The 22,459-nt window shown below is 69.1% G+C and carries 26 protein-coding genes; 14 read left to right on the top strand and 12 right to left on the bottom strand.

What is annotated here, in order from left to right:
• Window positions 1-80: 80 nt before the first annotated feature.
• Window positions 81-908: a hypothetical protein gene (locus ACWD01_RS04630; RefSeq protein ID WP_451158033.1), complete on the top strand. Its 828-nt coding sequence runs from the start codon at window positions 81-83 to the stop codon at window positions 906-908.
• A gap of 131 nt (window positions 909-1,039) precedes the next feature.
• Here the strand turns inward: ACWD01_RS04630 and ACWD01_RS04635 are convergent, their stop codons facing one another.
• The 3 genes from ACWD01_RS04635 to ACWD01_RS04645 all read right to left on the bottom strand — a co-directional run bounded on the left by ACWD01_RS04635 (window position 1,040) and on the right by ACWD01_RS04645 (window position 2,250).
• On the bottom strand, window positions 1,040-1,252 hold the full coding sequence (locus tag ACWD01_RS04635; RefSeq protein ID WP_451158368.1) for a DUF805 domain-containing protein: 213 nt from the start codon (window positions 1,250-1,252) through the stop codon (window positions 1,040-1,042).
• A gap of 98 nt (window positions 1,253-1,350) precedes the next feature.
• On the bottom strand, window positions 1,351-1,995 hold the full coding sequence (locus ACWD01_RS04640; RefSeq protein ID WP_451158035.1) for a hypothetical protein: 645 nt from the start codon (window positions 1,993-1,995) through the stop codon (window positions 1,351-1,353).
• Between the two features lie 126 nt (window positions 1,996-2,121).
• Entirely contained in the window at window positions 2,122-2,250 is a 129-nt protein-coding gene (locus ACWD01_RS04645; protein ID WP_451158037.1) for a hypothetical protein, read from the bottom strand.
• 175 nt (window positions 2,251-2,425) lie between these two features.
• Between ACWD01_RS04645 and ACWD01_RS04650 the strand changes: the two genes are divergently transcribed.
• The 4 genes from ACWD01_RS04650 to ACWD01_RS04665 all read left to right on the top strand — a co-directional run bounded on the left by ACWD01_RS04650 (window position 2,426) and on the right by ACWD01_RS04665 (window position 5,087).
• Window positions 2,426-2,995 carry a DUF5994 family protein gene (locus ACWD01_RS04650; RefSeq protein ID WP_451158039.1) on the top strand — a complete coding sequence of 190 codons (570 nt, stop codon included), beginning with the start codon at window positions 2,426-2,428 and terminating at the stop codon, window positions 2,993-2,995.
• A 4-nt stretch (window positions 2,996-2,999) separates the two neighbouring features.
• On the top strand, window positions 3,000-3,281 hold the full coding sequence (locus tag ACWD01_RS04655; RefSeq protein ID WP_451158041.1) for a hypothetical protein: 282 nt from the start codon (window positions 3,000-3,002) through the stop codon (window positions 3,279-3,281).
• Window positions 3,265-3,537 (top strand): hypothetical protein, encoded by a 273-nt coding sequence (locus ACWD01_RS04660; protein WP_451158043.1) that lies wholly within the window; start codon window positions 3,265-3,267, stop codon window positions 3,535-3,537. The genes ACWD01_RS04655 and ACWD01_RS04660 overlap by 17 nt, the downstream gene beginning before the upstream one ends.
• Window positions 3,538-3,845: 308 nt before the next feature.
• Window positions 3,846-5,087, top strand: coding sequence for a PP2C family protein-serine/threonine phosphatase (locus ACWD01_RS04665; RefSeq protein ID WP_451158045.1), 1,242 nt, complete (start codon window positions 3,846-3,848; stop codon window positions 5,085-5,087).
• Window positions 5,088-5,436: 349 nt separating this feature from the next.
• Here ACWD01_RS04665 and thiC read toward each other — a convergent pair whose 3' ends face one another.
• Window positions 5,437-7,227: a phosphomethylpyrimidine synthase ThiC gene (gene thiC / locus ACWD01_RS04670; RefSeq protein WP_451158047.1), complete on the bottom strand. Its 1,791-nt coding sequence runs from the start codon at window positions 7,225-7,227 to the stop codon at window positions 5,437-5,439.
• A gap of 196 nt (window positions 7,228-7,423) precedes the next feature.
• Here thiC and ACWD01_RS04675 point away from each other — a divergent pair, with 196 nt between their 5' ends.
• A complete protein-coding gene (locus ACWD01_RS04675) occupies window positions 7,424-8,752 on the top strand; it encodes a YibE/F family protein (protein ID WP_451158049.1) in 1,329 nt (442 codons plus the stop codon).
• A 22-nt stretch (window positions 8,753-8,774) separates the two neighbouring features.
• On the opposite strand, the gene ACWD01_RS04680 is transcribed toward ACWD01_RS04675, so the two are convergent.
• From ACWD01_RS04680 to ACWD01_RS04695, 4 genes are all read right to left on the bottom strand, one after another.
• Window positions 8,775-9,209, bottom strand: a complete 435-nt coding sequence (locus ACWD01_RS04680) for an SsgA family sporulation/cell division regulator (RefSeq protein ID WP_451158051.1) — start codon at window positions 9,207-9,209, stop codon at window positions 8,775-8,777.
• A gap of 131 nt (window positions 9,210-9,340) precedes the next feature.
• Entirely contained in the window at window positions 9,341-10,114 is a 774-nt protein-coding gene (locus ACWD01_RS04685; RefSeq protein WP_451158053.1) for an IclR family transcriptional regulator, read from the bottom strand.
• Between the two features lie 256 nt (window positions 10,115-10,370).
• Window positions 10,371-10,583 carry a DUF5326 family protein gene (locus tag ACWD01_RS04690; RefSeq protein WP_451158370.1) on the bottom strand — a complete coding sequence of 71 codons (213 nt, stop codon included), beginning with the start codon at window positions 10,581-10,583 and terminating at the stop codon, window positions 10,371-10,373.
• A gap of 138 nt (window positions 10,584-10,721) precedes the next feature.
• A complete protein-coding gene (locus ACWD01_RS04695; RefSeq protein ID WP_451158055.1) occupies window positions 10,722-11,039 on the bottom strand; it encodes a cupin domain-containing protein in 318 nt (105 codons plus the stop codon).
• Between the two features lie 51 nt (window positions 11,040-11,090).
• On the opposite strand from ACWD01_RS04695, the gene ACWD01_RS04700 reads away from it, so the two are divergent.
• From ACWD01_RS04700 to ACWD01_RS04730, 7 genes are all read left to right on the top strand, one after another.
• Entirely contained in the window at window positions 11,091-11,468 is a 378-nt protein-coding gene (locus ACWD01_RS04700; protein WP_451158057.1) for a phage holin family protein, read from the top strand.
• Window positions 11,469-11,470: 2 nt separating this feature from the next.
• A complete protein-coding gene (locus ACWD01_RS04705) occupies window positions 11,471-12,616 on the top strand; it encodes a cystathionine gamma-lyase (protein WP_451158059.1) in 1,146 nt (381 codons plus the stop codon).
• Between the two features lie 228 nt (window positions 12,617-12,844).
• Complete coding sequence (locus ACWD01_RS04710) at window positions 12,845-13,735, top strand: LysR family transcriptional regulator (protein ID WP_451158061.1); 891 nt, start codon at window positions 12,845-12,847, stop codon at window positions 13,733-13,735.
• A 63-nt stretch (window positions 13,736-13,798) separates the two neighbouring features.
• On the top strand, window positions 13,799-14,278 hold the full coding sequence (locus tag ACWD01_RS04715) for an NUDIX domain-containing protein (protein ID WP_451158063.1): 480 nt from the start codon (window positions 13,799-13,801) through the stop codon (window positions 14,276-14,278).
• 152 nt (window positions 14,279-14,430) lie between these two features.
• The gene (locus tag ACWD01_RS04720; RefSeq protein WP_451158065.1) at window positions 14,431-14,976 is read left to right on the top strand and encodes a DUF2269 domain-containing protein; all 546 of its coding nucleotides are present in this window, start codon (window positions 14,431-14,433) and stop codon (window positions 14,974-14,976) included.
• 4 nt (window positions 14,977-14,980) lie between these two features.
• Window positions 14,981-15,835, top strand: a complete 855-nt coding sequence (locus tag ACWD01_RS04725) for a GNAT family N-acetyltransferase (protein ID WP_451158067.1) — start codon at window positions 14,981-14,983, stop codon at window positions 15,833-15,835.
• Window positions 15,836-15,933: 98 nt separating this feature from the next.
• On the top strand, window positions 15,934-16,401 hold the full coding sequence (locus ACWD01_RS04730; RefSeq protein ID WP_451158069.1) for a MarR family winged helix-turn-helix transcriptional regulator: 468 nt from the start codon (window positions 15,934-15,936) through the stop codon (window positions 16,399-16,401).
• A gap of 67 nt (window positions 16,402-16,468) precedes the next feature.
• Here the strand turns inward: ACWD01_RS04730 and ACWD01_RS04735 are convergent, their stop codons facing one another.
• The 4 genes from ACWD01_RS04735 to dnaB form a co-directional block, all read right to left on the bottom strand.
• The gene (locus ACWD01_RS04735) at window positions 16,469-17,851 is read right to left on the bottom strand and encodes a serine hydrolase domain-containing protein (protein WP_451158071.1); all 1,383 of its coding nucleotides are present in this window, start codon (window positions 17,849-17,851) and stop codon (window positions 16,469-16,471) included.
• 106 nt (window positions 17,852-17,957) lie between these two features.
• Complete coding sequence (locus ACWD01_RS04740; RefSeq protein ID WP_451158073.1) at window positions 17,958-18,293, bottom strand: hypothetical protein; 336 nt, start codon at window positions 18,291-18,293, stop codon at window positions 17,958-17,960.
• Window positions 18,294-18,417: 124 nt separating this feature from the next.
• Window positions 18,418-19,053: an SMI1/KNR4 family protein gene (locus ACWD01_RS04745; RefSeq protein ID WP_451158075.1), complete on the bottom strand. Its 636-nt coding sequence runs from the start codon at window positions 19,051-19,053 to the stop codon at window positions 18,418-18,420.
• A gap of 105 nt (window positions 19,054-19,158) precedes the next feature.
• On the bottom strand, window positions 19,159-20,616 hold the full coding sequence (gene dnaB / locus ACWD01_RS04750; RefSeq protein ID WP_451158372.1) for a replicative DNA helicase: 1,458 nt from the start codon (window positions 20,614-20,616) through the stop codon (window positions 19,159-19,161).
• Between the two features lie 456 nt (window positions 20,617-21,072).
• Between dnaB and ACWD01_RS04755 the strand changes: the two genes are divergently transcribed.
• Window positions 21,073-22,410: an MATE family efflux transporter gene (locus ACWD01_RS04755; protein ID WP_451158077.1), complete on the top strand. Its 1,338-nt coding sequence runs from the start codon at window positions 21,073-21,075 to the stop codon at window positions 22,408-22,410.
• Window positions 22,411-22,459: the final 49 nt, after the last annotated feature.

The following is a 22,459-nucleotide window of genomic DNA, read 5'->3' on the forward strand; positions in this document are numbered from 1 at the left end:
CGTATCCGTAGCAGACTCTCCTCCGCTTACGCCCAACTGCCCGGGAAAGACGGGCCGTCCGGCGGGCGGAGCATCGGGGGATGCACATGAACAGCGCTCCGCACCTGCTGAACGAGGACCGCGCCGAATACCAGCGCGTCCTCGACGAGGCACTGCGCAACGCCCACGAGCGGCCGGACCTCGCCGCGGTGGGTCTGCGCCTCAACACCGAGCAACTGCGCACCATGGCACTGAACGCGACGGCGCTGATCACCACCTCCGCCGCCGCCGAGTACGAGCATTACGTGAAGGTGCGCGGGCAGCTGCGCGCGCCCAGGTCCGCCACCTCGGTGCGCGGCTCCGTCCTGGGGTCCGCGGCCGACGAGACGGCAGAGGGCGGGGCCGGATTCGCCGCGGTCATCGCCGTGCTGGCACCGCTCCTCGCGGGGACGGCGGCGGCGATCTTCCTCCTGGTCGGCTACGTCCTGAAGATGCTCACGCCCGCCCTGGCCTTCGCCGACTCCCTGCTGACGGCGGGGTGGTTCTTCGGTGCGCTGACGGCTGCCGCGATCCTGGTCGCCGCGGTGGGACTGCTGCTGACGGCCCTGCGCAACGGGGCCGCCCAGGTGGCGGACGACAGCCCGGCGGGTGAGCTGCCCGACGAGGTGTCGCGGGCCAAGGACGCCTGGCGCCACGCCCTGCTGGAACGCGGCATCCTGCCCTTCCTGCGGGCCGCCCTCGCCGATCCCAGCGCCGACCCGGCGTCCACGCAGCCGCCGCGGCCGGTGAGCCGGATGCCGAAGATGGGATACAGCGGACCGGACTTCTCCAGCCCCGCCGACGGGGCGGCCACCGGCCAGCGCCCGACGTTCACCAGCCCGGACTTCACCAGCCCCGACTTCGGCGGCCCCGACCACCGCCCGGACTGACCACCGGCTGGACCGGTGCCCGGGCCCGGGCATGGTGTGTCGGCCGCACGTCGGCAAAGCGATGGGTCCGGACGGTGAAACGCCCGTCCGGACCCATGCTCGATGTGTTCCGGCACGGCCGGAACCCCGGATCAGACTGCCGCGGGCAGCGACTTCGGGTTGGCGCCGTACTTGTTCTCCGCGGCCTGGCCTTCGGAGACCATGAAGACCAGCATGACGATGGCACCGGCGAGCGGGACGAAGTACATCAGCAGCCACCACGCCGAGTGGCCGGTGTCGTGCAGCCGGCGGACGCTCACGGCGAGGATCGGCACCAGGACCGCGACGTAGCCGTGTCCGTGCAGCCGGCGGTGCGCGGCTCGCGTGCCGTCGGAGCTGACACCGCTTACGCCGCAGACACGACACCGGCCCGCGGCTCTCTCAGGACTTCATCGAGCGGAATTCAACCCCGCACTGCGGCAACGAGTCCGGCGACCAGACCGGCAACGGCACCGGCGGCGAGCAGCTCGGCCCCGACCGACCAGGTGACTCGGCGCGACAGGACAGCGTCGCCCACCCTGCCGGGATCTCGGACAGCCCTCCGTGCGTGGGCGCGCATGGCGTCGGCGCAGACGGCGGAGAAGTCGTAGACGAGGTCCCAGAGAGATCCCTCGAACCAGTAGAAGTCGATCTCCTCGCCGCCGACCGTCTCCAGCTTGAGCGCACCGCGGTAGGAATCGCGGTGCAGCCGCCTGACCGCGCCGACGGGCACGACCGTATGCCGGAACATGCCGAAGCGAACGATCTGGCCGGGGCGCAGAACGACCCTGATGAGGGAGCACCGCCAGATCCATGACGCGCCGGCCAGAACGCAGGCGCCCAGCACGGCGCGGTACCCGTCGGGCAAGGTGATCTCCTCATCCAGGGCGACCACGCCGGCGAACCCTGCCATGACACATGCCAGAAGCCGCAGAAGCACCACGCGCAACCAGCGCACGAGCTTGATGTGTCCGCGACGATTCGGCCGGTACGCGCGCAGGCTGCGAACGACCGGCGTGGCAGGCCCGTACCAGTCGCTCAGTCCCGCGCCCCAGAGACCACCTCTCATGCGGGAACCATACGGAGGCGCCGCCGGGCGGGGACCGGGCAGGTTCGCCGGGCCGCCCCGGGGCGCCGCTTTGGAGGGACCACCGCCCGCCACCTCCCGGAGGTGGCGGGCGGTCCGTCCGACGGTTCAGTCGGCGATCGGCAGATAGACCCGGTTGCCCGCGGCGGCGAACTCCCGTGACTTCTCGTCCATGCCGGCCTCGATCCCCTCCTGGTCGCCGCCGTGCCGGCGGCGGATGTCCTGGGAGATCTTCATCGAGCAGAAGCTCCTCGTGGATGAAATGGCTGGTCACGCGAGGTTCAGCGGACCGTGCCCGGAGTACAGTGGAACCACCGGGAGTACTTCGCACGCCGGCTCCCACGCCGGTGTCGTTCTCGGCGAGCGACAACACCGGGGCGTCGAAGACAGTCCCCGGGGACAGGTCCGCGCCATGACCGCGACCCTCGATCGTATGACTGTCAGTGAGCGCGTGACCTCACCACCGGTCCGCCTGTCTCTGACCGCGGGTGGGGCCGCCCCGGGTCTCCTGGACGGCGCCTGGTGGCCTCGCTCTCGCGATCTCTCTCGCGAACTGCCTGCACTCATCGCCGTGTTGGACGCGCGCTGGGGCCGGATCACGCGTGTGACGGTGAACCCGACCCACTGGCCCGTGATCCCGCGCAAGGTGCCCGTGGCAGGGCACACGGTGCACGTGGGCTGGTTCGCCGACGAGCAGGACCCGCACAAGCTGATCCTGCTCTCCTACACTGCGGGCCGCTGGGACCTGCTGGTGATCCCGCCGGAGACCGGCGCGGCCGGCGCCGCACGGCTGATGGCCGCCGCAACCACCCCCGGCGGGCTCGCCCCCGCCGGCGCTCTGATGACGAACGAGGACACCTCCCGGGAGGCGCAGGAATCGCTGGACCGGGAAGAGGAGTGGGAGACCGACGGCGGGCGCGCCTCAGCGACGGCTGAGAACCCGAACCCGCCCGGATCCACGCGTTGCGTCCGAGGGATGTGAGGTCGTGGAGATCGCCATCACCATGTCCGTGATCATCGCCATGATCGTCATCGGAGGGCTGCTGATCCATCTGCTCAATGACCGGCACGATGAGCGGATCGCAGCATTCCACTACGGCGACGCCTTGCCGGGAATCGGCCGACGGAGCCGGAAGATACGACGGCCGGCAGAACATGCCGGATCACCCGTCGCCACCACCCACCGCGACGGGGCCGCGGATGACGCAGACAAGGACCCTCGTCGGTGCCCGGCACGAGGGGGCAGCAATCATGGCAACACTCCATGAGCGGAAGAGCTACCGCGAAGCGGTCATGCAGACCCTGTACGAGGCCACGGAAGGCAATCGCCTCCTTGGCGTCACCGGGGCGAAGCTGCGCGACGATCTCCACATGCCTGAGCAGGACCTGGCCGCAGCGTGTGCATACCTGGCGGGCGAGGGACTCGTCACAGTCGACTGGGCACAGGAAAACACACCCGCAATGGTCACGCTGACGCATCAGGGAATCCGGCTCATGGAGGCCGAAGAGACCGAACGGGGCTGACACGGCGCCGAGCCCTTACCGATCAAGGAACGCATGAGGTAAAAAGCCCTTTGTGCCGGATAAGTGGCACAGGCATAACATGGTGAATGGGTCGGCGCACATCTCACGTGCGACCGGCCCGGATGGGCGGCCCCGGTGTGTATGCGCCGGGGCCGTTGCGCACGGTCGGCGCGACGGTAGTGATCAAGCGGATCCTGGCAGCAAGGCACCGAAGCCGAGCACACGGCTGCCCCGGCGACCCACTCGTCGGAGACAGCCGGCGTGCAGGCGAAGGCGAATCAGGGCTGGTGACGTGAAAGGGCACGGCTATGGCGGAGGGCGATCGGCAGCCCGGCAAGGACACGGTGGACCGGTCGGAGGGGTTCGGTGAGCGGCTGCTGGGGGTGCTGCTGGACCGGGCGCACGAGATGCCGCCGCAGCTGATCGCCCCGCTGATCGCGGAAGAGGTGGCCCGGGTCGGTGGCCGGGATATCTCGATCCTCCTGCAGGACTATGCACAGCTCCTGCTCATGCCGCTGCCGGGCAGGGGGCTGAGCGTCGGTGAGCCCGAGCCGATCGGGGACTCCCACGCCGGCACGGCCTTCCTGAACGCAACCCCTGTCGAGGTACCGCAGGCCGACGGCCTGCGGATGTATCTACCGTTGCTGGACGGCAGCGACCAGGTGGGAGTCCTCGCCCTCACCCTGGAGACCGTCGATGACGACGACCGGCGCCTGCTGCGCAGGCTCGCCGGCCTGATCGCCGACATGCTGGTCACCAAGCACAGCTACACCGACCAGTTCTTCCTCGCCCGGCGCCGCGAACCCATGAGCGTGGCTGCGGAGATCCAGTGGTCTCTGCTACCGCCGCTGGCGATGTCCGTCCCACAGGTCGCGGTGGCCGGAATCCTGGAACCCGCCTACAACGTCGCCGGCGACAGCTTCGACTACGCCCTCAACGACGACATCCTGCACGTGGCCGTGCTCGATGCGATGGGCCACGGCCTCAACGCCGCCACGATGGCCACCGTCGCCATCGGCGCCTACCGGCACTCCAGACGGGCCGACATCGGCCTGTCCGAGATCTACGCGTTCATGGACCGGGCCATCGCCGAGCAGTTCGGCCCGGAACACTTCGTCACGGCGCAGATGATGCGCCTGAACATCGCATCCGGCCACCTGCAGTGGGTCAACGCGGGCCACCCCGCACCGCTGCTGATCCGCAACCACCAGGTCCTGCGGCAGCTGGACGGCCCCACCACCTTCCCGGTCGGCTTCGGAGGTGAGAAGCCCCAGGTCAGCGAGCAAAAGCTCGAGCGCGGCGACCGGGTGCTGTGCTTCACCGACGGCCTGATCGAGGAGCACGAAGCCGGCCAAGAAGAGTTCGGCGAGGAACAACTCCTCCACTGGGTCAACCGCATCGAGCAGACCGAGGAGGGAGTGCGGGCGGTGGTGCGCTCGCTCTCACATGCCCTGAAGGAGGAAAGGGGCGGGAGCACCAGTGACGACGCGACCCTCTTCCTGATCGAGTGGCGCGGGGGCGCCGCCGACCACCTCGCCATTCTGGAGTGAGCTGAGAGCCGACCCATCCTTGACGGAGCCGATGCGCTCAGACCCGCGGCCCGGCCGCACCCATCCGGGTCGTCAGAGCCGTGCTTACCGGAACCTGCGAGGGACACAGGCCCGACTCGCTGACCGATCGGGGCAAGGCACTTGGCTTGATCGGCTGTTCATGGACGCTGACGTGGAACTCGGCGACGTCTTCCGGTCCCGCGAACGCGTCGACCGGCACCGGAGACCAGTCCAGACAGAGGTCGCCGCCCGGGCCGTGCCACCAAGACTTGTCCTGCCGCGGCACGCTTCGTGAGAGACGACAGCGTCCCCCGGAGCGTATGCCGAGGGACGCTGAGACGTCAGGAGATCAGTCCGCAATAGGCAGGTAGACGCGGTGGCCCGCCTCCGCGAACTCCTTCGACTTGGCCAGCATGCCCGCTTCAACGTCATCGTCGCCGGTCACGGCGAGATCCGGGGCGAACCGCTCTGTGATGCTTCTACTGATCTTCATCGAGCAGAACTTCGGACCGCACATCGAGCAGAAGTGCGCGGTCTTCGCCGGCTCCGCGGGCAGCGTCTCGTCGTGGAACTCCCGTGCCGTGTCCGGGTCGAGAGCCAGGTTGAACTGGTCCTCCCACCGGAATTCGAAGCGGGCGTCGGACAGCGCGTCGTCCCACTCCTGCGCGCCCGGGTGCCCCTTGGCGAGGTCGGCCGCGTGGGCGGCGATCTTGTAGGTGATGACGCCGGTCTTCACGTCGTCGCGGTTCGGCAGGCCCAGGTGCTCCTTGGGCGTCACGTAGCAGAGCATCGCCGTGCCCCACCAGGCGATCATCGCCGCTCCGATGCCGGAGGTGATGTGGTCGTAAGCGGGCGCCACATCGGTGGTCAGCGGGCCGAGCGTGTAGAACGGCGCCTCCTCGCAGATCTCCTGCTGGAGGTCGATGTTCTCCTTGATCTTGTGCATCGGGACGTGGCCCGGGCCCTCGATCATGGTCTGCACGCCCATGCGCTTGGCGACCGTGTTGAGCTCACCGAGCGTCCTGAGCTCCGCGAACTGCGCCTCGTCGTTGGCGTCCGCGATCGAACCGGGCCGCAGGCCGTCGCCGAGGGAGTACGTCACGTCGTAGGCGGCGAGGATCTCGCAGAGCTCCTCGAAGTTCTCGTACAGGAACGACTCCTTGTGGTGCGCCAGGCACCACGCCGCCATGATCGAGCCGCCGCGCGAGACGATGCCGGTCTTGCGGCGGGCCGTCAGCGGAACGTAGCGCAGCAGCACGCCCGCGTGGACGGTCATGTAGTCGACGCCCTGTTCGGCCTGTTCGATGACCGTGTCCTTGTAGACGTCCCAGGTCAGCTCCTCGGCCTTGCCGTCGACCTTCTCCAGCGCCTGGTACAGCGGCACGGTCCCGATCGGCACGGGGGAGTTGCGCAGCACCCACTCTCGGGTGGTGTGGATGTTGCGCCCGGTGGACAGGTCCATGACCGTGTCGGCGCCCCAGCGGGTCGCCCAGGTCATCTTGTCGACCTCCTCCTCGATGGAGGAAGTGACGGCGGAGTTGCCGATGTTGGCGTTGACCTTAACCAGGAACCGCTTGCCGATGATCATCGGCTCGATCTCCGGGTGGTTCACGTTCGCCGGCAGCACGGCCCGGCCGGCCGCGATCTCCTCGCGAACCACCTCGGGGGAGACGTTCTCGCGGATGGCGACGTACTCCATCTCCGGCGTGATCTCGCCCCGGCGCGCGTAGGCGAGCTGGGTCACGGGCCGACCGTCGCGCCCCCGGCGGGGCTGGCGCGGGCGGCCGGGGAAGACCGCGTCCAGGTTGCGGAGCCCGCCGCGCGGGGACGTGTGCTTGACCCCGTCGTCCTCGGGGCGGACGGGCCGCCCCGCGTACTCCTCGGTGTCGCCGCGGCCGATGATCCAGTTCTCCCGGAGCGGCGGCAGCCCACGGCGTACGTCGGTGTCGACGTTCGGGTCGGTGTACGGGCCGGACGTGTCGTACAGCGTCACGTCCTTGCCGTTGGTGAGGTGCACCTTGCGTACCGGCACACGGAGGTCGGGGCGCGAGCCCTCGACGTATCCCTTGTGCCAGCCGATGGACTTCCCGGCCTCGTCGTTCTGGTTCGAGGCAGGCGTGCTTGCGTCCGATACGGTCATGAGACCTACTCCCTACGCCGGCATTACCCGGTAACAGGTTCGGCGGTCGGCGCAGCTGTCCCGTACGGATGTACGAAGGTCAGCGCCCTCTCAGCCCGGTGCTCCGAGCTCCCGCGTGTGCAAAGGTGCCACCACGCTAGCGTCATGTCTGGCGCGCTGAACAGAGGGCCCCTCCCGCTCTTGCGATGATCGGTCCGTGACTTCATCGCAGCAGCCCCCGAAACCGCACGGCCACGCCCACAGTCATGCGCACGCTCATGGGCCCGCCGCTCCGGTCTCCCAGCACCTTCGCAGGGTCATCGCGGCCGTACTCATCCCCTTCGCGACGGCCGTCCTCGTCGGGCTCGCCGTCCTGTGGCCCGGCGGGGCGCCCGGGCACGAGCGCACCGGCGTCGGCTTCGACCGGCAGACGGAGCAGGGCAAGGTGGTGTCGCTCCAGAGAGTCGACTGCGAGGACGTCAACGCCGCCCAGGTCCCGCCGACCGGTGACACCTCCACGCCCCAGGGGCGCGAGGCGGTCAACTCGCAGCAGGGGCAGTGCGCGAAGGCGACCGTCGAGGTGACCACCGGCAAGGACAAGGGCCGGACCTTCGTCGAGATCGTCCAGCCGGACGCGCCGCGGCAGCTGAAGGAGGGCCAGGGCGTCGTCGTCGCCTACGCCCCCGACGCGCCGCGCGACCTCCAGTACTCGGTCACGGACATCGACCGGGGCTTCCCGATGGCGCTGCTGGCGGCGATCTTCGCCGTCGTCGTGGTCCTGGTGGGCCGGCTGCGCGGGGTGATGGCCCTGATCTCGCTCGTGGCCTCGTTCGCGATCCTGACGCTGTTCATCCTGCCGGCCATCCTGCAGGGCTCGAATCCGCTGGTCGTGGCGGTGGTCGGGGCGAGCGCCATCATGCTGATCGCGCTCTATCTGTGTCACGGCGTGACCGCGCGGACCTCCGTCGCGGTGCTGGGGACCCTGATCTCGCTGCTGCTCATCGGGCTGCTGGGCTCGCTGTTCATCGGCTGGGCCAGCCTGAGCGGCAACACCGACGACAACACCGGTCTGATCCACGGCCTGTATCCGGAGATCGACATGAGCGGTCTGCTGCTCGCCGGGGTCATCATCGGCTCGCTCGGCGTGCTCGACGACGTGACGGTGACGCAGACCTCCGCGGTGTGGGAACTGCACCAGGCCGACCCGGACATGGGCCCGCGCGCCCTGTACCGCTCCGCCATCCGTATCGGCCGCGACCACATCGCGTCCGTCGTCAACACGCTCGTACTCGCCTACGCCGGCGCCGCGTTGCCGCTGCTGCTGCTCTTCTCCATCGCGCAGTCCAGCGTGGGCACCGTCGCCAACAGCGAGCTGGTGGCCGAGGAGATCGTACGGACCCTGGTGGGCTCGATCGGGCTGGTCGCCTCGGTGCCGGTGACGACGGCGCTCGCCACGCTGGTGGTCTCCGCCGACCGCCCCGGCCCGGCGGCGGCGCCGGACGCCGCGCCGGCCCGCGCGGGCAGGGGACGACGGCGCAAGCGGTGACGCCGCGGGCGCCGGGGGCACGTCAGCCGGCGTTCTCCTCGGCGAGGATGCGCCCGAGCGCCTCCTCCAGGTTCACCTCGAAGTCACCCAGCGTGAGCTCCTGGCCCATGGGCAGCAGCTTGTCCGTACGGTCGAGGAACGCGACGAGCGGCGCAGCCCCCGCCCGGAAGAGCGCCGAATCACGGCCGACACGGAGCCTGATGCTGACGTCGGAGAGGGTCCGAGGCCCGACGGGCGCGATGTGCACATCGCCGTCCCCGCTCGGCCCGTTGATCCCGTCGAGCAGCAGCTCCCGCCCGAACGTCCAGGTCACCGGCGCGTCACCGGGCAGGTGGAAGGTCATCCGGACGGCATACGGATCCCTGGTCTCATAACCCAGTTCGACCGGAATCCGGAAGGAGAGCTCCTCGGAGACGAGAAAGCTCATCTGAATCTCGGCGTGGACCGACTCGCGCATCACATACCCCGCAGATGAAGCATTGAATGAAACCCGTACGGCAAAGCAAGAAGAAAGCGGCCAGGAACGATCCCCCAGGCCCTCTTGCGTCATCGTGGTGGAAGGGCTAGCAGATCACAAGGAGTGATATTTCAGATACTGATAGAGAAGGCAAGTGACCCCAACAGCCCACCGATTGCCGTGCGCAACTGCTCAACCGCCGGAAGCAGTCTGGCCTCTTGATCGACGGGTAGGGAAATGGCCATCGTCGCGACTCCGGAACCGAGCGTGACCGGAATAGCAGCGCAGACTGTGCCAATTGCATATTCCTGTCGTTCCACGACGGGCTGCATGCACCGATGGGCCGCCAGCCGGTCGAGCAGGGTGCGCCGGTCGGGCACGGTGTACGGCGTCACGGGCTGCACGGGATGGCGGCTCAGATGGTCGCTGCGCGCCGGCTCATCGAGCTGGCCCAGCAGGCACTGGCCGAGCGCGTGCGCGTGCGCGGTCTCACGGAAGTCGGCCCACTCGGGCACCGCCGGGGCGTACGGCGTGTCGGAGACGGCGACGAGTTCGATCTCGCCCTCGCGGTAGACGGCGAAGTAGACAGGGACGCCGATCGCGTCCCGCCAGTGGGCGAGGGACCCCTCGAGGGTGCTGCGGCGGCTCTCCGGTGATCCGCCGGTGACCAGCCGTTCCACCGCGTCCCCGAGGACGTACAGGCCCTTCCGGCGCCGCAGATAGTCGTCGTGGGCCAGCGTGCGCAGCAGATGGTAGGCGGTCGGCAGCGGTATTCCGGCCTCGCGCGCGAGCAGCTTCGCGGGGGCCCCGTCCGGATGTGCGCCGGCGGCCTCCAGCAGTCTCAGCGCCCGCTGTACGGAGCCGATCAGAGTCGGTGCGGGAGCGGCTTTCGTTCCCCCGGCCACAGGTCACCCCCAGGCGTGGTGACGGGCAGCGCGCCCGCCCGCGGGGGCCGCCCCCGCGGCCGCCGCAGCCCCAGGTCCTGGAACGGCCGTTCAGCTCCGCGCCGCGCCGAAGCGCTGGTGAGAGCGATCCTGCTCCGGCCATTTCCCGGCGGCGGCAGCGTTGAACCACTCTAATGGCAGCACCGTTCGGAACACGGATCGTTCCGGTCGTTTCCCCCTCCCGGGTTAACGGGCGGCCCCGCGGCCGCCCGCTCGGCTACCAGTCACCGCGCGACCCGGAGGCCGCCATGAACTTCCGTACCAGGAACACCAGTCCGCCGACCAGGGCGACGAAGACCAGCAGCTTGAAGAGCAGCCCGACCACGAATCCGACGACGCTCACGATGAGTCCGCCGAAAACGACCAGCGCGATCACCGGGACGGCGACCCACTTCACCCACCACGGCATCCCCGCGAATATCTCCTGCACAGCCATCGCCCCTACCTCGTTTCTCCGTATTGCCTGCCTTCGATGCTAGGCGGCCGAGAACGCCGACAGGGGGCCGCGAGCCCTTGAACTCCCCTGACCGTCCCCCTAGGGTCTGCCGTTCGGATCAGGCACCGGACGTCAGCCCTCAGGCGGAGAGAAGACCACCATGACCCGCAGGTCCTCGCTGATGTGATGGAACTTGTGCGGCACCCCCGCCGGCACGTACACCACGCTGCCCCGCGCGACCTGCGTGGTCTCCGTCCCCACAGTGATCGACGCCCGGCCGCTCACCACGAAGTAGACCTCGTCCTGACGGTGGGGGAGCTGGGGGTCGGTCTCCCCGGCGTCCAGCGCATACAGACCGACCGACATGTTCCTTTCGCGCAGGAACTGCAGATACGCACCGTCGTTCGCGGCACGCTCCGCCTCCAGGTCGTCCAATCTGAATGCCTTCATCGTGGTCCCGCCCCTGCACTTGGTCCGATCACGTCTGCCACGATCAGACACATGATGAATTTCCTAGTCAAGACGATCGCCAACGCAGGTGCCCTGTGGGTGGCCGTGTGGTTGCTGCAGGACATCACCCTGACCGGTGAGAGCACCGGAAAGAAGGCGTGGACGCTGCTCCTGGTCGCGCTGCTCTTCGGCGTGGTCAACTTCCTCGTCAAGCCTGTGGTCAAGCTGCTGACCCTGCCGCTGTTCATCCTGACCCTGGGTCTGATCACCCTGGTGATCAACGCGCTGATGCTGTTGCTCACTTCGTGGCTCGCCGACACCTTCGACCTGAGCTTCCACGTCGACGGCTTCTGGACGGCGGTCCTCGGTGGCCTGATCATCTCCATCGTCTCGTGGGCGCTGAACCTCGTCCTGCCCGACAAGGACTGACCGTGAACGACCCGACCGCGGCCCCCCACGGCGACGGCACCACCGCTGTACGGGCCGGGCTGCCCGAGCCGGTGAAGTACGAACCGACCCTGCCCGGACCGGTCTTCGCCGCCCATTTCCACCTCCCGGGCGACCCGACCGGCCCGTACACCTACGGCCGGGACGAGAACCCGACCTGGACCCACCTGGAGCGGGCCATCGGTGAGCTCGAGGCGCCCGGGGAGACGGTCGAGACCGTCTCCTTCGCCTCGGGCATGGCGGCGATCTCGGCCGTGCTCATGTCGCAGCTGACATCGGGAGACGTCGTCGTCATGCCCGACGACGGATACCAGGCCCTGCCGCTGGTGCACGAGCAGCTGCGGGCCTTCGGCATCGAGGTCCGCACGGCCCCCACCGGAGGCGACGCCCAGGCGGCCCTGCTCGACGGGGCGCGGCTGCTGTGGATCGAGACCCCCTCGAACCCCGGGCTCGACGTGTGCGACGTACGGCGGCTCGCCGACGCGGCCCACGCGGCAGGCGCGCTCGTCGCCGTCGACAACACCCTGGCCACGCCGCTCGGCCAGCGCCCCCTGGAGCTCGGCGCCGACTTCTCGGTGGCCAGCGACACCAAGGGGATGACCGGCCACGGCGACATCCTGCTGGGTCACGTGACCTGTCGTGACCCGCGGCTGGCGGCCGGGGTACGGCGCTGGCGGAAGATCGTCGGGGCGATCCCCGGTCCGATGGAGGCGTGGCTCGCGCACCGGTCGCTGGCCACGCTGCAGTTGCGCGCCGACCGGCAGAGCGCGAACGCACTGGCCGTCGCCCGCGCGCTCGGCGGCCGCGCGGAGGTCAGCGGTCTGCGCCACCCGGGGCTGCCGACCGACCCCGCGCACGAGGTCGCGGCGGGGCAGATGCGGCGCTTCGGCTGTGTGGTGTCCTTCTGTCTGCCCGACCGCGACCACGCGGAGCGCTTCCTCGAGGGGCTGCGGCTGGTCGACGACGCGACCAGCTTCGGCGGGGTGCGCTCCACGGCCGAACGCCGCGGCCGCTGGGGCGGTGACGCCGTCCCGGAGGGCTTCATCCGCTTCTCGGCGGGGGCGGAGGACGGCGAGGACCTGGTCGCCGATGTGCTGCGCGCGCTGGACGGGGCCGTGCCCACCGCGTGAAGCACGTGCCCGCCGTGGCACGCGGGCCATGGCGGGCGCCGCACGTGAACGGCGGTCCGAGCCTCCCCCCTCATGGCTCGGACCGCCTCGGTCCTCGCGCGCCAAGAACCGTGTCGACAAGGCTAGTTGACTCAGCGTCAGTGTCCAATCACAGTAGCGACAGAGACCTATCGACATATTTATAGTTGGCCTGGTTCGGGGGGAACGTCGGATCGGGAAGGGCATGGCATGGATCTGGCCCTGCTGCGCACATTCGTCACCGTGCACCGGGCCGGGTCCTTCACGCGCGCCGCCGCACTGCTCGGACTCTCCCAGCCCGCGGTCACCGGCCAGATCCGCACGCTGGAGCGTCAGCTGGGCAAGCCGCTCTTCCTGCGCCGGGCGCGCGGCGTCACCCCCACCACCATCGGCGACGAGCTCGCCCACCGGGCGGCTCCTCACCTGGACGCCCTCATCGAGATAGCGGAGGCCCGGCTCGACAGCGAGGCGGGGACCCGCACCCTCCATCTCGCCGGCCCGCCCGAGTTCACCTCGGTCCGCGCACTCCCCGCGCTCACGCCTCTGATCAACCAGGGGCTCGCCTTACGCGCCTCCTTCGGAAACGCGGAGGAAGTCCTCGAGGGACTTGCCGCCGGCCACCACGACCTCGCCATCGCCACCGCGCGGCCACGGGGCAGGCTGCTCACCGCGACCGCGCTCTGCGACGAGGAGCACGTACTCGTCGCGGCTCCCCGGTGGGCAGCGCATCTGGGGCCCACGGTGCTCCGCAAGGGCCATGTCGTCCTGGAGCAGCTTCCGGTGGTGGAGGTCCATGAATCCCTGCCGTTCGTCTCGCGCTACTGGCACGCCGTCTTCGACTCCCCGCCGGCTGCGGCAGGCACCGTCATCGCACCGGACCTGAGAGCCGTTCTGGAGACCACGGCCTCCGGCGCCGGGCTCGCCGTACTGCCCCGCTATCTGTGCGAGGAAGCCCTCGCGGAGGGACGCGTGATCGCTCTCCTCGACCCTCCCGTGCCGCCGCTGCGCACCTATTTCCTCGTCATACGGACCGGCACCCTCGCCCACTCGCACATCGCCCGCGCACACGAAGGGCTGCTGAGCGCGGCCGTCGCCTGGTGACGGACACGGCACCAGAACACCCGCACGCGTTTCAGAAGCGGAGACATGGGCCACTCTCTTGCCATGACCGAACGACCGGTGGTCAAGCGCACCGCACGCGCCATCCTGCTCGACGGCGACGACCTCGTACTGATCAAGCGCACCAAGCCCGGGATGGATCCGTACTGGCTGACGCCGGGCGGCGGGGTCGAGCCGGAGGACGCCACCGTCATCGACGCCCTCCACCGCGAGGTCGACGAAGAGCTCGGCGCCAAGATCACGGATGTGGTGCCGTGCTTCGTCGACACCGTCGAGCACATCGCCGACGGCGGCGTGACCGGTGTGAAGGTGCAGCACTTCTTCGTGTGCCGTCTGGAGTCCATGGACCCGGCCCTGCGGCACGGCCCCGAGATCGACGAGCCCCGCGGCGAGTACGAGATCGTCCGGGTGCCGTTCAGCCGCGTCGGGATCGCCGCCGTACATCTGGTGCCGCTGTCACTGCGCCACTACCTGGACGGCAATATCGAAGGCGTACGCGCCATGCACGCGCCCGACCTGGGCTGAGCCGAGCGGCGCCGTCGAACCCGCGGATCGAGGGTCGTCCGGATCGCGGGCACGGAGTCGCGGGCGCCCGCTCAAGTACGCCGAGGTCAGTAGCCACGGGTACTCCCGCCGTCAGACGCGGCGGGACCTCCTGCACCGGCACCGTGTTTCACGTGAAACCACTCAAACGTCCCGTTCGCCGGGCCATCCTCGTCGTCCATGTCTCCGCGTCCGCCGGCTGGCTGGGTCTCACACTTGGCCTGCTCGCGCTGGCGCTCGCGGCGTACACCACGGAATCGGCCGCCATGATCGAGGCGTCGTACCCGTCGATGAAGGTCTTCACCGACTGGCTCGTCCTGCCGGTGGCTCTGCTCACTCTTGCCAGCGGCCTGGTGCTGTCGCTGGGCACCAAGTGGGGTCTGGCCCGGCACCGCTGGGTCTTCACCAAGTTCTGGCTGACCCTTGCCACCGTCACGGCGTCCGTCCTCATGCTCCGGCCGGAGGTCAACCGAGCGGCCGACACGGTCGCCTCTGGAGGCGTCGTCGCCGAGCCGCGCGACCTGCTCATGGGACCGGCGGTGTCCCTGTCCGCCTATGTCTTCATGACCGTCATCTCCGTCCTCAAGCCATGGGGGCTGACGCGCCGCGGGCGTCGGCTGCGTGTATCCGCCGGTTCACCAAAAGGGGTGGACGAACGATCACTGCGTCGGACAGCCTGACCCCATGCAGACACCGCTCTCCGACCTGCCCATCAGACGGCTGACTGCGGACGATCTGGCAGCCTGTGCCGATCTGTCCGAGGACCGCGGCTGGCCCCGCGAGGAGCACAAGTGGGGCCTGCTGCTCGCGGCAGGTACCGGTTACGGAATCGACGACCCCGACGGCAAGGGACTGGTGACCGCCTGCGTGGTCACCCACTACGGCACCGGCCTCGCCGCCGTCGGCATGGTGCTGGTGGCGGAGCGCCATGCCCGGCAGGGCGTCGGACGGCGTCTGATGAAGCATGTGCTCACGGAGACCGGAAGCCTCCCGGTCACCCTCCATGCCACTCCCTACGGCCGGCCGCTCTACGAAGAGCTGGGCCTCACCACAACCGGTCGCGCGGAGATGGTCCGGGGCCGCTTCACCCCCTCCGGGCCGCAGCCGCAGGTGGAGACCCGCCCGGCGACGGCGGAGGACCTGCCCGCGATACTCCGCCTCGACCACGAGGTCTTCGGTCTCGACCGCACCCATATGATCGCGCGGCTTCCCGCCTTCGCCGATCAGCTCCGGGTGGCGGAGGAAGAGGGGGTGCTGACGGGATACGCGGCGGCATGGCCGAACATGGAGACCCATGTCATCGGCCCCCTGATCGCCCGGGACACCGAGACGGCGAAGGCCCTGGTCTCCTCGCTGGCCGCCGGCACGGACCGGCCGCTGCGGACGGACATCGACGTGCGCCACGACGAACTCCTCACCTGGGTGAAGGAGCGGGGCCTGGCGCCGATCGCCTTCAACGCCGTGATGACCCTCGGTATCCCCGAACTGCCCGGCGACTGGACACGCCGGTTCGCACCCCTGACGGTGGCTGCGGGCTAGCCGGGAGAGCCCGCAGGAGCCGCTTACTTGCATACGCGGTCTATTGCATTCATGGACTACCCTTGGGATAAGCCGCTCCGACGTCGAGGAGGAGACACATGACAGCGACCGACCCCGCCCTGACCGCCCTGGCTCAGGGATGGTGCGCCCTCTCGCTGCTGCACGGCCGGATCGAGTCCCACCTGGAGCGGGCCCTGGAGGCCAACCACAACCTCAGCGCCCGCGAGTACTCCCTCCTCGACGTACTCAGTCGGCAGCACGACGGCGAGGGCGGCCACCTCCAGATGAAGCAGGTGGCCGACGCCGTCGTGCTCAGCCAGAGCGCCACCACGCGCCTCGTCACCCGCCTCGAGGACCGCGGTCTGCTCTCCCGCTACCTCTGCCCGACCGACCGCCGCGGCATCTACACCGATGTGAGCGAGGCCGGCCTCCAACTGCTCTCGGAGGCACGGCCCACCAATGACACCGCTCTGCGCGAGGCCCTGGACGAGGCAGCCAAGAACCCCGAACTCGCCCCGCTGGTCAAGGCCGTCAAGGAACTCAAGGCTCCCGCCCGCACCGCGTAGGCCGCCCGAGCGGGACAACCTACGCGGGCTGTTTCACGTGAAACACGGCATACGGTTCAGCGGCGACTCAGAACCGGAAGCCTCGCCAACCGGCGGGGTCCACGCCTCCGGGCACGGCGTCCCCGGGCTCATAGGGTTCCCGGGTGAAGACGAACGAGCCCAGATCCAGATGGCTCACGGAACCGTCGTCCCGGCGTACGACCCGCAGCGTCTCCCCTGCGTAGTAGCCGTCCAGACCGGTCCACGTCCCCTCCGCACCGGCGCGGAAGCGAGAACGGCGGCCCCCGCCACGCAGCGGGTCCAGCTCCAGACCTCCGTCGGAGACCAGGCGCAGAGCGTAGGCGTTCGTTCCCCAGTACCAAGGGCCGGTCAGTGCCAGCAGCTCTTGATCGACCTCGGGCAGCGGGCACCACGGCTCTGGGATACGCGGCTCGGCGTCGGCGACGATACGTAGGAGATCCGCGGCCACCGTCGCCGCCGGCGGGCCTGAGGTCGCGTTGGCCAGCGCCACGGCGGCGACGCCGTCCTCCACGCTCACCCACAGTCCCGCGAGGAACCCCGGCAGCGAGCCCGTGTGGCCCACGAGGGTGCGCCCCTCGCTCCGGATGATCTGCAGCCCCAGCCCGTAGGAGCTGTTCCACTCCCCCGCCTCCAGCGGTACGGACGGCGTCCGCATCTCCCGGACGGTCTCCGCGCCGAGCACCAGGTCGTTCCCTGTGGCGAGAAAGGCGGCGAACCGGCACAGGTCCGCGGCGGTGGACCACAGCTGTCCGGCGGGGGCCATCAGCCCGAGGTCCTCCGCGGGCTCCGGAAGCATCACATCCGCCCATGGATGGACCGCCCAGCCACCCGCATGGGGCGCCTGCGGCTGCGTACTCGTCCTGGACAGCCCCAGCGGCTCAAAGACCTCCTGTCTCAGCGCCTCCTCCCACGACACCCCGCGGACCGCTTCGACCAGGGAACCGAGCAAGGTGTACCCGGGGTTGGAGTAGTGGTGCCGCCGGCCCGCGGGATGCGTCCCCGTACCGTCGCCGAGCACGTCGGACAGTTCGGGCCGCGTCGAGCCCGGCGTCCGCTCCCACCAGGGTGCCGGCGCCTCGGCACTCAACCCCGCGCTGTGCCCCAGTAGTTGAGCGACGGTCACCTCGCCGGCACCGGTGCCGGGCAGATGCTTCTCCAGGGCGTCTTCGAGGTCGATCAGCCCTTCGTCGCGCAGCCGCATCACGAGAACCGCGGTGAACGGCTTGGTGATGGAACCGATGCGGTACTGAGTGTCGGCGTCCGGCGCATGCCCGTCCACACAAGTACGGGCGCCCGTCCACACCAGGTGCCCGTCACGCTGGACGGCGGCAGCGAACGACGGCGCACGGCCCTCGCTCTGAGCGACGGCGATCCGGTGCAGCAGAGCCCGCCGCGTACCGGGGAGCAGTTCTTCCGAAGAGGACGTCATGCAGCAGGTCTATCGCCACCGGCCCGCTACGTCGACCGCATTACCGGGACACACGGACAGGGCTCATCACTCGTCTTCGGGATGCGCCGAACCTCTCCGCTGTGCCTCACGGCCGGGAGACGAATCCCGCGGATCGATCGAGCTGGAACGGACAACCGGCCGACACCGGGTCCCAGCCTTGATTCCGTGCTTCTCGAATACTCGCAGCCACATGAGCAGGGCGAATGGGCTCCGCCTCGACACCCAACCAGTTGCCGGGATGGGCCTGGCTGGTGGTGACCACCAGAGTCGTGCCCGGATGGCCGGGCTTGGCCGCCTCGACCGCGTAGGTCATCGGTATCCAGCAGAGTCCTTGCATGTAGGAGGGCTTCCTCCGGATCCGCCAGCGGTACTCCAACCCGTCGACGGTGATCCGCCGAGAGCCCTTCTTGTTCAGCGCCATCCCGCCCTCTCCCCCCTCGGACCGACAACGATCTCGCCCTCGAGCGAGGGCACTTCGTCGCACTGTAGGTTCTCAGCCTCGATGTCATGTGATCGCCCCCGCGACCAGCGACTCCGGCCCGTCCTCAATCGGATGACATGACTCCGGATTCCTGGTTGCGTGACAGATCCTCTTGGCCGCGGTGCTTCCTCAGGGCGCGATCGAGAGGCGCTCGCAGGGCGGGCGAGGTCAGTTCCAGGTCATGGTTGTCACGGCCGTCGAGCATGTGGTCGAGCCAGCGTTCGTACCAGGCCAGGAAGTCGGTGGCCGACGAGACGTTGGGGCCCCAGAAGCCGTCGGCGTTTCCGGTGATGACGCGGCCGGTCAGGGGACCGGTGATACCGAGAAGCACCAGGTCGGTGCACCCTGCCTCGACGATGTGCAGGAAAAGGTCACTTCGGTGAGGCGGGCCGCCGGCGAAGGTGAACCCCCGAGGGCAGCTGGGCTCGCCTCGGGGGTCCATCGTGAACAGCCGACATGACTGCAACGGCAGCAGGCCGTAGAAAGGCGATGCGCCGCCCCCGCCCAGTGTGGTCAGGAAAGTGCGGTAAGGATCGGGAAGTTCGATGTGGTGGTCGGCCTCGAACTCGGCGATCTTTGCGTCCGGCAGCGGCGGTTCGAGGCGGAACCCGTGCTTGTCTTCGCCGAAGGAGTGGCTTCGCAGTGCGGCATAAGGCACCTTGGCCAGCTTGCGCCGGATGCGGGCGATCCGGGAGTCCATGCGAACTCTTCTCTCTGTTCTCCCGCAAACTATCCGCTCACCGGCAGGGGTGTCACCAGTGTGATCGGTTGCCCGTACGGGATTTGAGAACCCACAGCGCGCCCCTCAGGTCTGCGCCATGTCGACGAACCTGGAGTAGTGGCCCTGGAACGCCACGGTGATCGTCGCGGTGGGGCCGTTACGGTGCTTGGCGACGATCAGGTCCGCCTCGCCCGCGCGCGGTGACTCCTTCTCGTAGGCGTCCTCGCGGTGCAGCAGGATCACCATGTCCGCGTCCTGCTCGATGGAGCCCGACTCACGGAGGTCCGAGACCATCGGCTTCTTGTCCGTGCGCTGCTCGGGGCCACGGTTCAGCTGGGACAGCGCGATCACCGGGACCTCGAGCTCCTTCGCCAGGAGCTTGAGGTTACGGGACATGTCGGAGACCTCCTGCTGGCGGCTCTCGGCCCGCTTGGAACCGCCCGACTGCATCAGCTGCAGATAGTCGATGACCACCAGCTTGAGGTCGTTGCGCTGCTTGAGCCGACGGCACTTCGCCCGGATCTCCATCATGGAGAGGTTCGGGGAGTCGTCGATGTACAGCGGGGCCTGGGAGACGTCCGGCATCCGGCGGGCCAGTCGTGTCCAGTCCTCGTCCGTCATCGTGCCGGACCGCATGTGGTGGAGCGCCACCCGGGCCTCGGCGGACAGGAGCCTCATGGCGATCTCGTTGCGTCCCATCTCCAGGGAGAAGATCACGCTGGGCAGGTTGTTCTTGATGGAGGCGGCACGCGCGAAGTCCAGTGCCAGCGTCGACTTACCCATCGCGGGACGCGCGGCGATGACGATCATCTGGCCGGGATGCAGGCCGTTGGTGAGGGAGTCGAAGTCCGTGAAGCCAGTCGGTACACCGGTCATCTCACCGCTGCGGGAACCGATCGCCTCGATCTCGTCGAGCGCGCCCTCCATGATGTCGCCGAGCGGAAGATAGTCCTCGCTGGTGCGCTGCTCGGTGACGGCGTAGATCTCGGCCTGGGCGGAGTTGACGATCTCGTCGACGTCCCCGTCGGCGGCGTACCCCATTTGTGTGATCTTGGTACCGGCCTCCACGAGCCGACGCAGCACAGCGCGCTCGTGGACGATCTCCGCGTAGTACGAGGCGTTGGCGGCCGTGGGCACCGACTGGACGAGGGTGTGCAGATACGGGGCTCCGCCGACCCGGGTGATCTCGCCCCGTTTGACGAGCTCCGCCGCCACCGTGATGGGGTCGGCCGGCTCGCCCTTGGCATAAAGGTCGAGGATGGCCTGGTAGACCGTTTCATGGGCCGGCCGGTAGAAGTCGTGACCCTTGATGATCTCCACGACGTCGGCGATGGCGTCCTTGGACAGCAGCATGCCGCCCAGCACCGACTGCTCGGCGTCCAGGTCCTGCGGCGGGACGCGCTCGAAGCCGGAGGATCCTCCGTCCCAGCCACCGCCGTCCCTGCCCCGGTCCTGGTCCTCACGGCCGCGTCCGTCGCCGCGGCGTTGACGGGAGGCGGGGAGCCGGTCCCCCGGACTTTCGGCTGCCCACGGGTCGTCCAAGGGTTCGGAAATGCTCACCCGGGCCACCTCCTCCCAGTCCGCTCCACGGACCTACGCCGTGGCACTCTTTCTACGCCACGACTCTGACAAAACGAGCCGCCCGACTCCGCTTGCACAGGGGTTTCCGCACGCCGGGCGACGGTCCACGGTAGGCCCGCGGGCACCGTCAGCCAATCTGGTTATCCACAGGCCCTGTGGACTACGGACCAGATGCTGTGGAGAAGTCTCCGCAACCTGTGCACGGACCGGGGGACAGCACTGTGGAAAAGTTCACGATGCCGCCCCCATAACCCCTCTGAGCTGGTCTTTCAGCATCCACCGCCTGTGGGGGAGAAAAACTTTCCCGCCCGGGCCAAGATCAGAACAAGCGGTCCACGGACGAACCGTCAACACACTCATCGGTAAGGAGTGCGACCGTATTGCATCTCTTACCTGTGGAAGATTAGATTGGCGGCCATGACACAGGTACCGGCAGAGCCGAAGGAACGGCGTCGGCGGCACGACCGGGAGATCATCGCACTCGCCGTTCCGGCCTTCGGCGCCCTCGTCGCCGAGCCGCTGTTCGTGATGGCGGACAGCGCGATCATCGGCCATCTCGGTACCCCGCAACTGGCGGGTCTCGGCGTCGCCGCGGCACTGCTGATGACCGCGGTGAGCGTCTTTGTCTTCCTCGCCTACGCGACCACGGCCGCCGTCGCCCGGAGGGTGGGGGCGGGCGATCTCCAGGCCGCCATCCGCCAGGGAATGGACGGCATCTGGCTGGCGCTGGGACTCGGCATCGCTGTCATCAGCGTCCTCCTGCCCACCGCCCCGTGGCTGGTCGAAGTCTTCGGCGCCTCGGAGACGGCGGCACCGCACGCGATCACCTATCTGCGGATCTCCAGTCTCGGCATTCCCGCCATGTTGATCGTGCTGGCCGCCACCGGAGTCCTCCGGGGTCTCCAGGACACCCGCACCCCGCTGTACGTCGCGGTCTGCGGCTTCGCCGCCAATGCCGGGCTCAACGTGGCTCTGGTCTACGGAGCGGACCTGGGTATCGCCGGCTCGGCCTGGGGCACGGTGATCGCCCAGTGCGGCATGGCGGCCGCCTACCTCGTCGTCGTGGTCCGGGGAGCCCGCAAGCACGGTTCTTCGCTGCGCCCCGACGCCGCCGGTATCCGGGCCAGCGCCCAGGCGGGCGTCCCCCTGCTGGTGCGGACGCTCTCTCTGCGGGCCGTACTCATGATCGCCACGGCTGTCGCGGCCCGGCTCGGCGACACGGAGATCGCCGCCCATCAGATCGTGCTCTCCCTGTGGAGCCTGATGGCCTTCGCACTGGACGCCATCGCCATCGCCGGACAGGCCATCATCGGCCGCTACCTGGGCGCCGGTGACGCCGCAGGCGCCCGGCAGGCGTGCCGACGGATGGTGCAGTGGGGCGTGGCATCAGGCGTCGTGCTGGGAATCCTCGTCGTGGCCTCCCGACCACTGGTCACCCCACTCTTCACCGGCGATCCGGCGGTGCAGGACACGCTGATTCCCGCACTCCTGGTCGTCGCGGTGTCCCAGCCGCTCGCCGGGGTGGTCTTCGTACTGGACGGCGTGCTGATGGGCGCGGGCGACGGCCCGTACCTGGCGGTCGCCATGCTGCTCACCCTGGCGGTCTTCGCTCCCGTCGCACTGCTGGTGCCCGCCCTCGGCGGCGGCCTGACCGCGCTCTGGTGGGCGATGACCCTGATGATGACCGTCCGGCTGCTGACCCTCTGGTGGCGGGCGAGTTCGGGTCGCTGGGTCGTGACCGGGGCGACTCGCTGAGCACCGTTTCACGTGAAACGGGTACTCCGCCGGCTGTCGGCGTTTCACG

The sequence above is a fragment of the Streptomyces sp. NPDC002835 genome, from assembly GCF_053591995.1.

Coding starts and splice junctions, on each gene's coding strand:
- ACWD01_RS04715 (WP_451158063.1), top strand. CDS start 13,799: ATGACCGAACGACCGGTGGTCAAGCGCACCGCACGCGCCATCCTGCTC.
- ACWD01_RS04680 (WP_451158051.1), bottom strand. CDS start 9,209: ATGCGCGAGTCGGTCCACGCCGAGATTCAGATGAGCTTTCTCGTCTCC.
- ACWD01_RS04735 (WP_451158071.1), bottom strand. CDS start 17,851: ATGACGTCCTCTTCGGAAGAACTGCTCCCCGGTACGCGGCGGGCTCTG.
- ACWD01_RS04755 (WP_451158077.1), top strand. CDS start 21,073: ATGACACAGGTACCGGCAGAGCCGAAGGAACGGCGTCGGCGGCACGAC.
- ACWD01_RS04660 (WP_451158043.1), top strand. CDS start 3,265: ATGGCAACACTCCATGAGCGGAAGAGCTACCGCGAAGCGGTCATGCAG.
- ACWD01_RS04730 (WP_451158069.1), top strand. CDS start 15,934: ATGACAGCGACCGACCCCGCCCTGACCGCCCTGGCTCAGGGATGGTGC.
- ACWD01_RS04665 (WP_451158045.1), top strand. CDS start 3,846: ATGGCGGAGGGCGATCGGCAGCCCGGCAAGGACACGGTGGACCGGTCG.
- ACWD01_RS04745 (WP_451158075.1), bottom strand. CDS start 19,053: ATGGACTCCCGGATCGCCCGCATCCGGCGCAAGCTGGCCAAGGTGCCT.
- ACWD01_RS04645 (WP_451158037.1), bottom strand. CDS start 2,250: ATGAAGATCTCCCAGGACATCCGCCGCCGGCACGGCGGCGACCAGGAG.
- ACWD01_RS04640 (WP_451158035.1), bottom strand. CDS start 1,995: ATGAGAGGTGGTCTCTGGGGCGCGGGACTGAGCGACTGGTACGGGCCT.
- ACWD01_RS04695 (WP_451158055.1), bottom strand. CDS start 11,039: ATGAAGGCATTCAGATTGGACGACCTGGAGGCGGAGCGTGCCGCGAAC.
- ACWD01_RS04700 (WP_451158057.1), top strand. CDS start 11,091: ATGATGAATTTCCTAGTCAAGACGATCGCCAACGCAGGTGCCCTGTGG.
- ACWD01_RS04740 (WP_451158073.1), bottom strand. CDS start 18,293: ATGGCGCTGAACAAGAAGGGCTCTCGGCGGATCACCGTCGACGGGTTG.
- ACWD01_RS04725 (WP_451158067.1), top strand. CDS start 14,981: ATGCAGACACCGCTCTCCGACCTGCCCATCAGACGGCTGACTGCGGAC.
- thiC (WP_451158047.1), bottom strand. CDS start 7,227: ATGACCGTATCGGACGCAAGCACGCCTGCCTCGAACCAGAACGACGAG.
- ACWD01_RS04630 (WP_451158033.1), top strand. CDS start 81: ATGCACATGAACAGCGCTCCGCACCTGCTGAACGAGGACCGCGCCGAA.
- ACWD01_RS04650 (WP_451158039.1), top strand. CDS start 2,426: ATGACCGCGACCCTCGATCGTATGACTGTCAGTGAGCGCGTGACCTCA.
- ACWD01_RS04710 (WP_451158061.1), top strand. CDS start 12,845: ATGGATCTGGCCCTGCTGCGCACATTCGTCACCGTGCACCGGGCCGGG.